This window comes from Scytonema sp. PCC 10023 (genome assembly GCF_963920835.1).
Taxonomy (GTDB): Bacteria; Cyanobacteriota; Cyanobacteriia; order Cyanobacteriales; family Nostocaceae; genus Kalymmatonema.
In genome coordinates this window covers 1-14703 of the sequence record NZ_CAWUDP010000066.1, presented here as the reverse complement: position 1 = coordinate 14703, position 14703 = coordinate 1, and the positions used below count along the sequence as shown (strand labels likewise).

Below are 14703 nucleotides of genomic sequence, written 5' to 3'. Positions count from 1 at the left end.
AAGAACCTGAACGAAACACAACATCAATTCCTCTTGTCACTCAATCCACATATTGATTCGTTAGCAACACTTCTACATTTACCTTAGGATATTGATAAATGAATTCTGAAATCCAGCCATTCAAAACAGTCACGCCAAATACAGTTGAGGCAGAGATTCGCAGTGTTCCATAGGGAAGGGATTGCATTTGTGGCACGGTTAAGGTGGCTTCTGCCAAATCCCCCAGAATTTTCACTCTTCCGGAGCAATTTGAAGGAGAACAGTATGACCATTGAGGCGGTTACTAAAACGATTGGACTGATCCTTGCCCCGGTTGTGATGATTACTGCCTGTGCCCTGATACTCAATGGACTGTTGGCTCGCTACGCCTCTATTGGCGATCGCCTGCGTTTGGTAAATCAGGAACGACTGAATCTACTGGAACTGGATTTAAGCCAAAATCGTTTCAAAGCAGATCGCCTGCACGAACTTGATTGCATCCTGCCTGATTTACTGCGCCACCATCATCTTGTGCATGATGTGCTGGTGCTTGTTTATCTTGCCATTCTGGTATTCATGTTGGATATGTTAGTGATTGCATTAGCGATTTCTACGCTTATCAGCTGGTTATCTCAATTCGTCGTAATCGTCTTTCTGATTGGGATTGGAATTTTATTTTGGGGTATGGTGCTCATTGCCCATGAGCTTCGCACCTCCCACCGCTCTATTCAGTTTGAAGTGCATCGAACCTGTCAGTTATGCAGGAAAAGTTCCAGTAACTCAGTGAACAAGTGATTTACCAGAATCAGTATGCAATAGATGAATGGTACTCGTAAGTTTTGTTCTTGAGTATAAATTTCAGCTGACTAGAAAATAGAACTCCGCAGCTAGGAACGCAGAAGAAAAAATAAATTTTCATCTGTCCTGGTGAAGCAGCCCTGCTCTCCGGGAGCCACTGCGTTGCCCTGAGCAACGACAGGCTTCCAAACAGATTTGACAGTGTTGCATCCCGTGTTGTCTGATGTAGGGATAGTTAGTAGTTTGTCGATTAATAATGAAAGACAAGTATGTGTTACTGACAGGGGGCACTGGGGGGTTGGGTTTAGGTGTCACTCCTGTTGTACTGGCACGAGGTGCGCTCGTCACGGTGCCTTATCGCAAAGCGGAAGAAACAGAGCGGCTCAAAGAAGCTATCTCCCCTGCCGATCAGGGCAGAATCCAGTTTACTCCTGCTGATCTGCAAGATGAGCAAGCTGTTCAACACCTAGTGGATGATATGCCGCGAGTCGATGTGTTGATCCATCTGGTTGGAGGTTTTGCGATTGGTAAAACCCATGAGTATCCTTTTGCTGATTGGCAACGGGACTTTGGGTTGAATCTCAACACAACCTTTTTAGTCTGCAAGCATAGTCTACGACGTATGTTAGAGCATGGGTATGGACGGATTGTCACGGTCGGTTCGCGGGGGGCTGTAGAACCAAGCGGACAACTCGCAGCTTATTGTGCTTCCAAAGCAGGAGTCGTTGCCCTGACCAAGGCGATCGCTGATGAAACCAAGGGAACCAACATTACAGCCAATGTGGTTCTACCCAGCATTATTGATACCCCTACCAATCGAGTAGCATTGGGAGCTGAGAACGCGCACAACTGGGTTAAACCTGAATCTTTAGCTCAAGTTATTTGTTTCTTAGCATCTGAAGCGGCTCAAGATGTTCGAGGAGCAGCAGTTCCAGTCTATGGCAGTGCTTAATGCTGTCAAGAATCGATTTTCTTATAGACTAGAACGCGAACGAGTATCATTGTAAAAATTACGGAAGAATTGTAGCCATGCAATCAGCTAACCCAGCAGATCCAACGCCCCCAACCCTTGAGAAGAAACTTGCTCTGCTACAAAAGTTAAGAGATGAATTAGGCAGTGGAGACACGATTCGCCGTCTATTTTTTGGCGATTTGGAACCCATTGCACTCCAACCAGGAGGAGCTGGCACAGTCGTCCATCTCTATAACAAAGCCAATGATGTCACCATTGCTTATTGCGCAACCTACGATGTATTTTTGGCTGCCCGACCAGGACGAGTCACCGAATTCGATCCTGCCGAAATCAAGTAGGGGGTAAACTAAATCTGAGAAAACCTATGCAAGTAACTCAAAAGTGTCCTTAATTGCTGCTGTCATCTGATTTGGTAGTGGCTTTTGCACGCTTGACGATGATTGGTTTCATCTCCCAAACCAGAGCTTAAGCGCACCCGCTAGGGACAGCGGGTAATACTCACTTTCATATTTCAGAGCTTTTGTTTTAAACTTAGGAAGTAACCATCCAAAGCTTAAAGCATCTGACACTGAATACCCAATTGAATGTAAGTATTGAACAGTGCGACTAACTAGGATCGCTTCCACTTCACGCTTATCGCATGTACCGAGTAATTTGGTTGTCCTGTCCTCGAATGCGGACATTTATCGCCGCATTCAAATCAGCCTGAATTACGTCCTTCGCGTAACGAATAAAGCGATCTCCTTCACGGCGACCCAAAAGCGTCCCGGTCTGGCTATCAACTTGCGACGTATAAGCTGGATTGACCACTGATATTGTCGATCCAGTCTCCAAAGAGATTTTCTCAATTGAAGCTTGTAATTCCCCTTTCATCCATTGGTTAAGCTTGCGATTAATTCGTTTCGCTGGTGCTTTACTTTTAATGGGTTGGGTAAGATCTTCGCAGATGATATCAACGGGTGAAGTGATATTCCGTCGTAAATCATTGCGAATAAAATTCCTAATAGTTTCCTTTTCGCGTTGAAGCTTGCGAGATTTTACCTTGTGACCAAGATTGTTTTCTAGAATTCGTGCTGCTTTTTGTGGATCGTGGGGCTTTAAATTCTCCCCAAGCGCTCTCATGCGATATTGGTTACGGTTAGTTTTAGCAATTCGCTCGGTCTTTTCGGTCATCAACTTACCAAGTCCACCTTACAGAAAAGCGCTGTAATTTTCTAGCTCAAAGACTAGCAAATGACATAAAAAAATCACGCCAAAACCAGCAACAGTTACCCTGTAGGATCACATCTCCTACGCAATCGGTTGAACTTTGCGTCTTGGCGTCTTGGCGCGAAACTAATTTTTAACCATGAATTAGCGGCGGAATTTTTTGGGATCTAGGCGATAGCCAGTTTGAGGTTGAGACTGCTGACGACCAAGCGATACACCATTGCTGAGTTTTCCTCCGGTACCGCGATCGCTACGATCTAGGAAAGGTTTGAGATTGATCGGGTCTTTAGAAGAAGCAGAGGGTTTTTTACCACCGCCGAAAATTGTTCGCCCTAAGTTGGACAGTTCGTCATTATTATTGGTGTAAGTGTTAACGCCAAAAGTTTGCTGACCACTATCAGCAGATGCCAAGTTTTGGAAAACGCTATTGCGGACAGCATAGGGGTCTTGGTTGGCTGGGACTGTCAGCACAATTCGACAGTAAGGATTCGCTTCGGTGGTTACGCACAGAATGTTCTCTCTGTTTTCTACCGCAGTCTTCAGTTCCACTAAACCATCTGGGCGGTAAGATTCCAACCGCTGGGCAATTGCGTCGCAACGCTTTTGTGCATTCCAGCCGTCTCCTAAAGTCCTAGGAGTTGCCCAAGCGAAGTATTGACCCGGTTGACTTTCAGGCTGATACATAACGGTATACTGACCGTTGTAAAACTGACAGCTAAACCGATTAGCGCTATCAATAGGTGATGAGGTATTTGTTGTCGTTGTTGAGGAGGAACCTGGTCCGGTTGTTGTTGTGGTTGATGTTGAACCATTACCAGCTGGTGATGTTGGTACGACAACATCACCAGATCCACGCACTTGAGCGAATGCAGGGGATTGACCAAAAACTAAGGATAAACCAAGACCGCTCAAAAAAAGAAACTTCAGAGGTTGAGATAGCATAAACAATCCTAAAACGGGATTTGCAGTAGGGAGTTGATAATTTTAGTGACGAATAATGTTGTGATTTTGATTCATCGACGGCGTCCCTTTTTATCTTTTCTTTCTTTTTCCTCTTTGAGTATCTGTTTCGCCTTTGCTTGAATTTCTGTGTGACGCGCGACTCCTTCGTAGGCGTAGCGGTTGTATTTATTGCGTGAAATCAACTCTTCTAGTGAGCGAACTCGTTCATTGCCGCCTGGGTGAGAAGATAACCAACTCGGAGGAGCATTTTTCTGTTGTTTATCCAATGTTACCATCAAGTTACGCAAGCCATCAGCAGCGTAACCGGTTGCAGTAATGAGGCGCGTACCCAAAGTATCAGCTTGGCGTTCCATGTCGCGGCTGTAACTGAGTGCAAACAGTTGACCGACGATACCGCCATAAGGAACATACTGAGTGACGTTAGCAATCAAGTTTCCCTGAGTAACTAATTGAAAACCATGGGAGAGGACGACGTGGGATAATTCATGACCGATTAACCCAGCTAATTCTGCTTCAGAATTGGTTTTGGCAATGGCACCTGCGTTAAGAAAGATTTTGCCTCCTGGTAGGGCAAAGGCGTTCAGATCTGGCTCTGGGATGACGAAAAACTCGTATTTAAACTCATTACGTCCTGCCACTTTCGCCAGTTTCTGTCCGATTTCATCGACGTATCCTAAAACAGTTTCATCCTTAACTAATTTCAGTTGCTTTTTCGCCTGCTTTGCCACCGACTCACCGATAGATTCTTCTCCCCGTAGCATCATAATGGTGGTGTCAAGGGCAGTAAACGGACCGAAAAGACTACCAGTGACGGCGTAACCTAAAACACCAGTGATGATGTTGGCGATCGCATTGCCTCTAATTTTTCCTCGGATATGCGATTGGTAACGTTTGAGATTGTCTTCTGCCAGTTTTGTAAACTCAGGTGCTTGCGGATCGTTTGGGTTGAGAAGAGCAAATTGACGTGCCGCAAGCGAGGCTTCCATCCATTTTTTAGCTTTGGAGAGTGCTGCAACTCGTGTTTTAATTAAATCAGGTTGATTAGGATACAGCGTCGCTGCGTTGTCTAATACCTGCAATGCTTTTTTCTCTTCACCGTATTCTTTAAGGACTTCAGCATATTTGATATGACCAGGGATAAATTCCGGGTTCTTCTCAACCAAAAGTTCTAGCGCTACTCTCGTCCTAGTTTGCATCTGACTGGCAATTCCCGCTTCTGCTTCCCGCCAGTACACTTGACCACCTGGGGATAGTTGCGCCAGGTCAACTATTGGTTTTTTGATTTCTTGTGTATCAGATGTTTTGGCAAAAGGTTCTTTAACCTCTCGATAGAGTTTTTCCGCAGCAGCTGTTTGTCCGGCTTGGTAAAGCTTGTCCGCTTCTATCAGTTTTTGCTGACGGGCGATTTCTTCGGGAGTCGGTGGAGCTTCCACCGCTGACTCCGGCTTTTTATGATCAGAAGAAGTTGGTTGTTTTGATTCAGTCGGTTTCTTTGTATTAGAGGCTTCTGAGTTGGGTGTTGCGGATGGTGACTTTTCTTCGGTGGGTACTATAACTGGTTCATTATGACTCGTGGATGCTGCGGGTTCTTTTGCTGGCGATATTATCGGTTGTGTCAGGATAATCAGAATAGATGTTCCGACTGAGAGTAAAACCCAGCTAAAGGCAAGCAGCAGTGACTTCCATTTGCGTTTCATGGCGGGTGGAACCTATACAAAAGCTCTTTGCAAGCCTAATGAAATCACAAAACGAGTGCTTAGGCAGCCTTCAAATAATATTAGCAGAAAATTGCTGGATACCTGATGAAGTCATAGTTACCTAACTATCGGCACTCAGAAATACTTCGTTAGTGTGAAAAAAATTAACATTATTAAAAATTATAATGACTTTCATCAAAAGTGAATACATAAATGAACGAGTTGTGACTCGAGTGACAAATGAGTGATAAATATCTGCTCAAACTATATGTTACAGGAGCCACCGACCGATCCCAGCGAGCCATCTCCAATTTGATTCAGTTGTGTGAGTTACATCTGCGAAATAGACACGAGATAGTCATTATAGACGTGCTGGAGCAACTACAAATTGCTGAAGCTGAGAAAATTTTAGTAACTCCAACTTTAATCAAGGAATTTCCCTTGCCAAAAGTGCGAATTATCGGTGATTTATCAGATACAAAGACAGTTTTGTTAGGGCTTAATATTCATTAGAGATATCGGCATACATTAGTGAAACTAATCATATATATTATATTTATTAATATAGAAATAAAATTTTATAAATGAATCAAAAAAGAGAACAAGATTTGGTTGAGAAGATTATCACAGGAATTCCTGGCTTTGACATATTATCTGAAGGAGGATTGCCTGTAGGTCGGGTAACATTGGTAGTTGGCACCGCAGGCGCTGGTAAGACTGTATTTGCATCTCAGTATCTTGCTGAGGGAATTAGACGGGGCGAGAATGGGGTATTTGTCACCTTTGAAGAATCTCCTGGGCGTATACGGAAAAATATGCGTGGGTTTGGGTGGGATATCCGCCAATGGGAGGAAGAAGGCAAATGGGTGTTTGTGGATGCCTCTGTTCAACCTGGCGAAAAGCCTTTAATTAGTGGAGAATACGACTTCGATTCTTTAGTTGCTCGCATTAAGTATGCCATCAATCAGGTGAATGCAGTGCGAGTCTCTATGGATTGCCTGAGCGCAATTTTTACCTATTTGCATGATAAAGCTGAAATGCGCAATAACCTATTCATGATTGCTTCGGTACTGGGACAAATTGAAAGTACGGTAGTTGTTACTTCCGAGCGCTCTCAAGAATATGGTGACATTAGCACTTACGGTGTTGAGGAGTTTGTTGCTGACAATGTAATTATCCTACGGAATGCGATCGCTCAGGAGAAACGCCGACGGACTATAGAAATTCTTAAATATAGAGGCAGTTCTCATAAACAGGGAGAATTTCCTTTTTCCATCCTTTGTGACAAAGGGATTGTGATGATTCCCCTCTCCACAACCGAGACAGGAGAGGGTGGTAGTTCTGATACCCGCACCACCTCTGGAATTGCGGAACTTGATGCTATGTGTAGCGGTGGTTTCTTCCGTAATTCCATCATCTTAGTGTCAGGAGCTACAGGTACAGGTAAAACTTTGCTATCAACCCAGTTTATTGGTGCTGGAGTTAATAATAACGAACGCTGCATACTGTTTGCTTTCGAGGAAAACCGAGAACTGATATTTAGAAATGCCCTCAATTGGAGTGTTGACTTCCGGCAAATGGAACGAGATGGGAAATTGCTAGTTGTCTGTCGCTACCCAGAGGCAAATCCGCTAGAGTACCACCTGATCAGAATGCAAGAGATTATCGAGGAATTTCAACCAAATCGGGTAGCAATTGATAGTCTATCGGCATTGGAGTGGGCTTCTAGCACTCAAGGGTTTCGGCAATTTCTTGTTGGTCTTAACTCAATGGTCAGACAGCGGAAAATTACAGCACTGTATAGTTCCACAATCCCGATGACACTTGTCAGCGGCACCTCGACTTCAGAAGCTCATATCTCTACAACGACTGATGTCATTATATTACTGCGCTATGTTGAAGTTTATGGGGAAATTCGCCGAGGAATAACGGTTATTAAAATGCGCGGTTCACAGCATGATAAGCAAATCCGAGAGTTTACAATTGACAATCAGGGTATGCACATTGGTGCCCCTTTACGTAATATCACTGGTATTCTTGCGGGTAATCCGGTATCTTTAGAACCAAGCGAATTGGAGCGTCTGACGAATCTCTTTCCACAGGGAGAATCAGAAACATAAGTCTTTGGGTGATATGATGCCGAAACAATAACTATTAATATTTGTTCATAATAATCACCCGTCTATTAAGACCAGCTAAAAGTGGATGATAAATGCACCATTTTATTTTTATTTACCTCTCCCCAATCTACAGAACATATTCTGGCTTTGATGAATGGGGCTGATTTTGCAGTGAACTATCGGTGTGTGGCAACACAAGCTGATTACTTGACTGATCTCAATTCTAGTTGGGATGCGATCGTTGCTGAGTACAGCTTAAATGATTTTGATGCCTTGGAGGCATTGCACACAATGCAAGCACAAGGGTTGAATGTCCCTTTTGTGATTGTTAATGGCACAGATAAGGCATCTGTTGCTGTCAAGTGCATCAAGGCAGGAGCAGCGGACTACCTACCCAAAGATGAACTCGTACGGCTGCCCCAAGTTATTAAACAGGCACTTGCTAAGAAAACACAACCGTCAGAATTAGATAAGAAAGATTTAGAACAACGGCTACAAGCACAAACGGCAGAACTCAGAAAACAAGAAGATCGCTTGCAACAAGTCGAAGCCGCACTGGAAAGGATTTCGGTGCAGTTGCAAACGCTGATTACTAAGAATGCTGACGGCATTGTGGTGGTGGATCGCCAAGGTATCGTACGTTTTATCAACCCAGCAGCACTGAAACTATTTGGTTGCAAGCAAGAAGAGCTATTGGGTGAATTGTTTGGCTTTCCTGTTGTTGGCAGTGATAACACAGAGGTTGATATTTACCCATACAACAGAGAAAGCACGGCAGCAAACGGGAGTTTGGAAAAAATTGCCCAAATGCGCGTGGTAGAAATTGAGTGGCAAGGAGAAACTGCTTATCTTGTTTCCCTAAGAGATATCACAGAACGCAGGCGAGTGGAACAAGAGCGAAATAAACTTTTGGAACAAGCTGAAGTCGCCAACCGCATCAAAGATGAGTTTCTCGCTGTCCTCTCTCATGAATTGCGTACACCGCTTAATCCAATCTTGGGGTGGGTGAAACTTTTACGGAGTCGCAAGCTTGATGCAAATAAGACAAATCAAGCTCTGGAAACTATTGAGCGTAACGCTTGCTTGCAGGTACAACTTATTAATGACTTGCTGAGTGTGTCTAAGATTTTGCGCGGTAAGTTAACTCTCCATCCAATTGCTGTTGATTTGCAAAGCACAATTGCTGCTGCTATCGAAAGTGTTTCTCTTGCTGCTCAAGCGAAGTCAATTAAAATCACGACTGTATTTGATACGAATGTGGGACTGGTTTTGGGCGATCCCAAACGATTGCAGCAAGTCATGTGGAATCTACTTTCTAACGCTGTTAAATTTACACCTTTTAGGGGAGAAGTCACAGTTCGCTTAGAAACGGTTAACTCATATGCTCAGATTCAAGTAATCGATACAGGCAAAGGCATTAAACCAGATTTTTTACCTTACGTATTTGATTACTTCCGTCAACAAGATAGTAGCTACTCCAGAAAGTTTGGCGGGCTGGGATTAGGTCTTCCTCTTGTCCGCCACTTGGTTGAACTGCACGGCGGAACCGTCCAAGCAGAAAGTTTTGGTGAAGGAAAGGGAGCATGTTTTACTGTCAAGCTTCCTCTGATGCTTGAGTCCTCGATGACAATTCAAGGTGAGACTCAAAAAGATGGTAATAACCCAGATCTCAGCGGAGTGCGGGTGCTAGTTGTGGATGATGAACCAGATAACCGTAATTTTCTGGTTTTCCTACTAGAAGCTTATGGAGCTTCTGTACGTGCCGCCGCCTCAGGACATGAAGCGCTTTCATCACTGGTTGAAGAACAGCCAGATTTGCTGGTGAGTGACATTGGAATGCCAGAAATGGACGGATATACGCTGATTCGTGAAATCAGGTCTTTACCAGCTGAACAAGGTGGACAAATTCCGGCGATCGCCCTCACTGCTTATGCAGCAAAGACTGCTCAACAACAAGCATTAGGAAGTGGTTTCACGCTTCATGTTCCTAAGCCAGTCGAGCCGGTTCTCTTGGCGACAGCTATTGCAAACTTGATTGAAAAATAAGTTTTTCATCAAAGTTTTACAATACCAAGTTGCGTTCAAAGATGGTAGTTTTTGGCAAGCAGACTGAGAGGAGCCTACTATTTTTGATTGCAACTTGGTGTTATAGAACCCATTTGACATCTTTTACTGTGTTGAAGTAAAGTTACCGCAAAAATCGTATCCAGCAGCTATGCCATATTCTAGCAGTCTAACAGACGAAGAGTGGGTAATCCTCGAACCCCTACTATTATCTCAGATATTGCCAACTAAGAAGCAGACAAGACCGCCTAACTGGACAAAGCGAGAAATTTTAGATGGCATCTTCTATCAACTCAAGAATCGTTAATAAGCAAGCATTAATGCAATTATTTTGGACTTTATTGACACTGATGTGTTCTTGTTGACAAGATGCGCTTACCCTGACTTGTGTGGGTTGTGCCCAATATCGTCCAATAGCACCCGGTGTCACCAACCGCCGTACAAGTGCTGAAAGTCTTGCTAACCAAGACTTTGATAAAAATTTCTTTGGTCACAAATACGATTAATGCCAACTTTAATTTTATTTTTGAAATCTTTTTTTGCCACATAGCCGATGACTTTGGCTTCAGGCAGTTAGCACTTTTGCTACTTCTACCAGATTAATACCAGTTTTTGCAACACAACCGTTTTTCCAAGACAACCGCCAATAGCATCTGTATAAGTTCACAAAACCAAAACCTATATATATATGTAGCTCTCCAGAACATTGAGAAAAAATGGTCTCTGGTGAAATAGGTTCGCTGTTGATGTCATGTTTGATGAGAAGCGAGGTAATTTTAAAACCTATGGTAGCACCGTCAAGATACTGGATAATGTGGATTATTGATTCTCCTAGAGTGGAAAATAATCAGCTAAAAGACGGCTACAAACCCAAGACAATCCACCTCGCACAGGAGTTCTTTAGGATACAATTTCCCAACCTAGCCAGCCAACCCACACTATCGCCGGAAGAAAACAGACATATTCAAGCTGTTGTGTGGAAACTTTTTCGTTCAGCTGACGATATCCGCGATCGCGCTTTTGCTGGACTTTGTCTGAGATGCTATGTATCTGAGATAATTCTCATCAGCTGTAAAAAAATTCCTCACACCTGTAGATCCGAAGTTGAGAAGCCTTTCAGCTATATTGATTTGCTTCCATTCGTTTTGAATGACGATGGTAGAGAACAGGTGCTGTTGGATAGTGAAGAGCAAACTCAACTTATCTTGAATCATGATGACACAACTCGACCAATAGCTAAAGGAGGAGAGTTTTTTAGCGTTGAAATTTTGCGGACATTTAATCCAACCTTAAGTTCCAGTGAAAGCTTAGATAATTGGACTTGGAGACTAACGCAACAAAATCAAAATTTAAGGTTATTTCTGTGGGAGTTGGGGGTAGGGACTCCTAGTGACTGGGCATTATTATGTAAACATATTCCCCGTTCCTTGGAACCGCATCTTGAAAAAGGAGACCGAGAAATTGTAGAGGTTTTTCATGCAGTCTATCGCCGAGACAGACGCAACTCACATGAAAAAGGACGTTGTTCTGAACCGACGCTAAATCAACTGCAGGAAATGCGCGATTTGTTGCAGCAACGAAATATCATTCATTCTCAGAGAAAACTAATTTATCATCTCAAAAGAATCGCAGAAATCTTACGTCAGGATACGCTTTCTAGGAGAACAGGTAGTCCCAAAACAATACCTATAGAAGTGTATGATAACTCCACTAATGATTCTGTCCCCAATCTAGAATTAAGTTATTATACTGACACCGCACTAGAGGAGATTGAATTAGACCAATTAAAAGAGGATTGTCATATTTTATTTGAAGAAGTATTATATGAAGCGATATCAGAAGTGATTTGCCAAAAAATTGAAGACTTAAAAAAAAGTAAAGGTTACAAAAAATTTGCTCAACAATTCCATGAAGGTTTGTTACTTTACTACCAAGAGGATATGTCTTTAGGGGAGATTGCTAAATTGTGGGGGATACCTTGGTGTCAAGCTAGACGCATATTTAAATTAGAAAATTTGCTGGATAATGTTCAGTATCGAACCGAAGAAAAATTTATTGATAAAATTTCAAAATCGCCTAGCAAATCCAAATATCGATTAACAACAATTTGCAATAGCCCAGACTATCTAAAAAATGTTGCTGAGGAAATTAGAAATTATGCTTTGAATAAAACATTCACAGATGCACACGCAGAAATCCTAAGCGGTAAAAAACAGAAAAAAAACAGCTTATTTGCTCAAATGATACGCCGCTATCTTAATGATTCAACCAAAGAGGCAGCATGAGCAAATTATTTACGAGAAAATACTTGAGCGCAGCGTACTATAGAACCATGAGCTAAGTTATGATTAACACCTCTGTTTATTCAAGATACTGGAGACAAGAATTGTCACCAAAAGTTATTTGGCTGGAACCGGAACATTTTGAGTCAGCTAAAGAAATTAGCGACCGAAACTTAAGCGAAGCACACCAGTGGACAATTTATTTAAATGCATTAGCGCTACTTGGTTTTGAAGAATGGCTGAGAGAACGAATTCCAGATGTCAAAATTAATCGAGATAACTGTTCGATATTTCAATCCGACAGCGCTCATGTGATTGATGTTGTTTGTCATCTAAGATTAGGTGGATTTAACCTTTGCTTAATTAGTGTTGACAACCTAATTAATGATTTTGTAACTGTACCAAAAGAAGTTATCAATTCCCCAGATAAGACTGCTCATTTTTATGTATTACTTGAGGTGTTAGAAGAGGAAGAACAATTAAAGATCCATGGTTTTTTACGTTACGATAAACTCGTGAAATATTGCCAATCAATTAATTTGGAAGCGAAATCTGATAGTTATTATCAGCTACCGCTTTCTTGGTTTGATCCTGAAATAAATAACTTATTGTTATACTCGTGCTTCTTGTCACCAACTGCTATTCCTTTACCATCAGTAGCTGAGGTTAATCATACAGATATACAAAGTCTAAGCCAGACTATAAGCATCGTTAATAAAGCGTTAGTAAACGTGAGTAGTTGGTGGCTTGGAGTTTTTGAAGAAGGTTGGCAATCCACCAAAGATATTCTAAAGACGCTTGATAGTAACTATGCTTGGGGTTCTGCAAGAAGCAAGTCACTGGATTCTACTTATGGGGCGAAAAAATTAGATTTTGGACTATTACTAAATGGTCAAGCATTAGCTTTAGTCATCAATGTAAAACGGTTGGAAGATAATGAAGTGGATGTGCTTGTACAGGTTATTCCTTACAATGAGGAATCTGGCAATGAGGAATATCTACCCCCTGCTTTGAAGCTGAAAGTGACTCTTAATCCTAACACCTCTGAGTCAGAAAGTCAGGAAGTCACTGCGAGGAAAGCTGATAATATCATTCAGTTAGAATTTAGTGAAATTCTAGGTAGGCAATTTCAGGTTGAAGTCAGCTTTCAGGGTGCTGTGATTACTGAGATTTTTTTGTTGTAATTTTTTTTACTGGTGTTTTAGCCTAGAGTAGGCGGTCGCTAGTGCTTATAGCTTGACTAAAATCAACAGCTATGGCAAAGTAACTCAGCAGTGCCTCCTCAAACAGAACACATACAAAAGGATAAACAATTAGAAAGTCAAGCTGACTGAAAGGCTGATTCGTTTTGCTTTTTATTCCCTTTTGTTGAATTGACTGCATAAGTATATCTTTCTCGTCCAGATATTCTGTCCTCGACAAGTTTTTACAACACAAACCTTGTATTGACCTCAGAAAAGTGTATAAGTCGATTAGACTTGAACCTATATAAAAGTAGAAGCAGGATAAACAAGCAATTACCTTCTGAACAATATCGATATAATTTCTTGCTTGTTTTCTCCTTTTTACCATCACTTCTTCCTAACCAAAGCTTTGCTTAGGTTTCGCGTACATTTTGGTTCCAATGCTACTCACGGGCAAAGTTGATCCAGCCGGAAGTTGGTGGTTACCCTTTACCTACCAGAAATTTCGCAACTAAAAGTAATAGGAGATTCGTTCGATGTTAGACGTATTAGCATCCATCGCACTGCAACTAGCACCATCTGTACTGGGAGAATTAGTCCCCATTCTTGGAGAAAAGTTACGACAAAAATTGCTATCTCCTACACAGGAAGGTACCACACCGAGAGTAGAAATCAAAGACGCAGAAATCATAGAGAAAATCAAAGAAACATTACAAAAACGAGATGAACTTATTAAAGATGACATTAAAAATAACCATGAAACTATGAAACAGCTCATTCAGCAGGTGTTGGATGAGATTAAAATACTGTCTGCAAGGACTCCTGACTTGGAAGTTGGATCTGACGAGATCGGACTTTCAGAACCAATTCAGCAAATAGATAAAGAGTTTGATTCTCAGGAACTGGAGGCAAGGCTAGAGGAAATTAAGAGAAGTCTAGAAGAAAGCATAGCTAAAAGGCTTACAGAAATCCAAACGGGATTGACCTCACAAGTTAACAATATTCCCCTGTCAGTAATACATAAGGATGACAAACAAGAGTTGGCACCTGGTACAAACGTGGAAATGCCAGTTCCAGCCAATTCCCCATCTAAAATAATCTCACAAACTGACAATATCACTAAGCAAGTGAGATCGGAGCCATCTAAATCCGAACAACGAGGTAATCAGGATGAAAAGCAAGGCTTGCCACTTAGCAAAAACATGGAAGCGCAAGTTCCAGAAAATCCCCAATCCAAAATAATGTTGGAGAACCTGCACAAATACAAAGAGTATGGTGAGGGTGTACTGCGAGGACTAAAATCGTTGGAACCATACCAGTCCTCAGCAAATGAAATTTTAGACAACCGCCAACTACAAGACTGTCTCAAAAGCCTCAAGGATGCCGCTAACAAAACCGTGGAACTGGCATCCTCCCCTGTGAAAATCGCCGTTA

15 protein-coding genes are annotated in these 14703 nt (G+C 42.2%); 10 read left to right on the top strand and 5 right to left on the bottom strand.

The genetic code is table 11. The features are described 5' to 3' along the window. Positions 1-40: 40 nt before the first annotated feature. Positions 41-235 carry a hypothetical protein gene (locus ACM0OZ_RS31930; protein WP_414586850.1) on the bottom strand — a complete coding sequence of 65 codons (195 nt, stop codon included), beginning with the start codon at positions 233-235 and terminating at the stop codon, positions 41-43. A 29-nt stretch (positions 236-264) separates the two neighbouring features. Here ACM0OZ_RS31930 and ACM0OZ_RS31925 point away from each other — a divergent pair, with 29 nt between their 5' ends. The 3 genes from ACM0OZ_RS31925 (at position 265) to ACM0OZ_RS31915 (ending at position 2088) form a co-directional block, all read left to right on the top strand. Further along, the gene (locus ACM0OZ_RS31925; RefSeq protein ID WP_414586849.1) at positions 265-774 is read left to right on the top strand and encodes a DUF2721 domain-containing protein; all 510 of its coding nucleotides are present in this window, start codon (positions 265-267) and stop codon (positions 772-774) included. A 259-nt stretch (positions 775-1033) separates the two neighbouring features. Then, positions 1034-1729, top strand: coding sequence for a 3-oxoacyl-ACP reductase FabG (fabG, locus tag ACM0OZ_RS31920; RefSeq protein ID WP_414586847.1), 696 nt, complete (start codon positions 1034-1036; stop codon positions 1727-1729). A 77-nt stretch (positions 1730-1806) separates the two neighbouring features. Beyond that, entirely contained in the window at positions 1807-2088 is a 282-nt protein-coding gene (locus ACM0OZ_RS31915) for a hypothetical protein (protein ID WP_414586846.1), read from the top strand. 295 nt (positions 2089-2383) lie between these two features. Here ACM0OZ_RS31915 and ACM0OZ_RS31910 read toward each other — a convergent pair whose 3' ends face one another. From ACM0OZ_RS31910 to ACM0OZ_RS31900, 3 genes are all read right to left on the bottom strand, one after another. Further along, positions 2384-2923, bottom strand: coding sequence for an IS200/IS605 family accessory protein TnpB-related protein (locus ACM0OZ_RS31910; protein WP_414586845.1), 540 nt, complete (start codon positions 2921-2923; stop codon positions 2384-2386). A gap of 180 nt (positions 2924-3103) precedes the next feature. Then, positions 3104-3901 carry a COP23 domain-containing protein gene (locus ACM0OZ_RS31905; RefSeq protein ID WP_332994461.1) on the bottom strand — a complete coding sequence of 266 codons (798 nt, stop codon included), beginning with the start codon at positions 3899-3901 and terminating at the stop codon, positions 3104-3106. A gap of 71 nt (positions 3902-3972) precedes the next feature. Then, entirely contained in the window at positions 3973-5619 is a 1647-nt protein-coding gene (locus ACM0OZ_RS31900; protein ID WP_414586844.1) for a M48 family metalloprotease, read from the bottom strand. A gap of 240 nt (positions 5620-5859) precedes the next feature. Here ACM0OZ_RS31900 and ACM0OZ_RS31895 point away from each other — a divergent pair, with 240 nt between their 5' ends. From ACM0OZ_RS31895 to ACM0OZ_RS31880, 4 genes are all read left to right on the top strand, one after another. Beyond that, the gene (locus ACM0OZ_RS31895; RefSeq protein ID WP_414586843.1) at positions 5860-6132 is read left to right on the top strand and encodes a circadian clock KaiB family protein; all 273 of its coding nucleotides are present in this window, start codon (positions 5860-5862) and stop codon (positions 6130-6132) included. Between the two features lie 71 nt (positions 6133-6203). After that, positions 6204-7739, top strand: coding sequence for a circadian clock protein KaiC (kaiC, locus tag ACM0OZ_RS31890; protein WP_414586842.1), 1536 nt, complete (start codon positions 6204-6206; stop codon positions 7737-7739). A gap of 81 nt (positions 7740-7820) precedes the next feature. Then, complete coding sequence (locus ACM0OZ_RS31885) at positions 7821-9785, top strand: response regulator (RefSeq protein WP_414586841.1); 1965 nt, start codon at positions 7821-7823, stop codon at positions 9783-9785. Between the two features lie 169 nt (positions 9786-9954). Next, on the top strand, positions 9955-10110 hold the full coding sequence (locus tag ACM0OZ_RS31880; RefSeq protein ID WP_414586840.1) for a transposase: 156 nt from the start codon (positions 9955-9957) through the stop codon (positions 10108-10110). 685 nt (positions 10111-10795) lie between these two features. Here the strand turns inward: ACM0OZ_RS31880 and ACM0OZ_RS31875 are convergent. Next, positions 10796-11017 (bottom strand): hypothetical protein, encoded by a 222-nt coding sequence (locus tag ACM0OZ_RS31875; RefSeq protein WP_414586839.1) that lies wholly within the window; start codon positions 11015-11017, stop codon positions 10796-10798. On the opposite strand from ACM0OZ_RS31875, the gene ACM0OZ_RS31870 reads away from it, so the two are divergent. The 3 genes from ACM0OZ_RS31870 to ACM0OZ_RS31860 form a co-directional block, all read left to right on the top strand. Then, a complete protein-coding gene (locus ACM0OZ_RS31870; protein ID WP_414586838.1) occupies positions 11009-12088 on the top strand; it encodes a hypothetical protein in 1080 nt (359 codons plus the stop codon). The two genes, ACM0OZ_RS31875 and ACM0OZ_RS31870, sit on opposite strands and share 9 nt — an antisense overlap. 59 nt (positions 12089-12147) lie before the next feature. Continuing rightward, the gene (locus tag ACM0OZ_RS31865) at positions 12148-13269 is read left to right on the top strand and encodes a DUF1822 family protein (RefSeq protein WP_414586837.1); all 1122 of its coding nucleotides are present in this window, start codon (positions 12148-12150) and stop codon (positions 13267-13269) included. A gap of 536 nt (positions 13270-13805) precedes the next feature. After that, a partial coding sequence (locus tag ACM0OZ_RS31860; protein ID WP_414586836.1) for a hypothetical protein occupies positions 13806-14703 on the top strand: 898 nt, incomplete at its 3' end.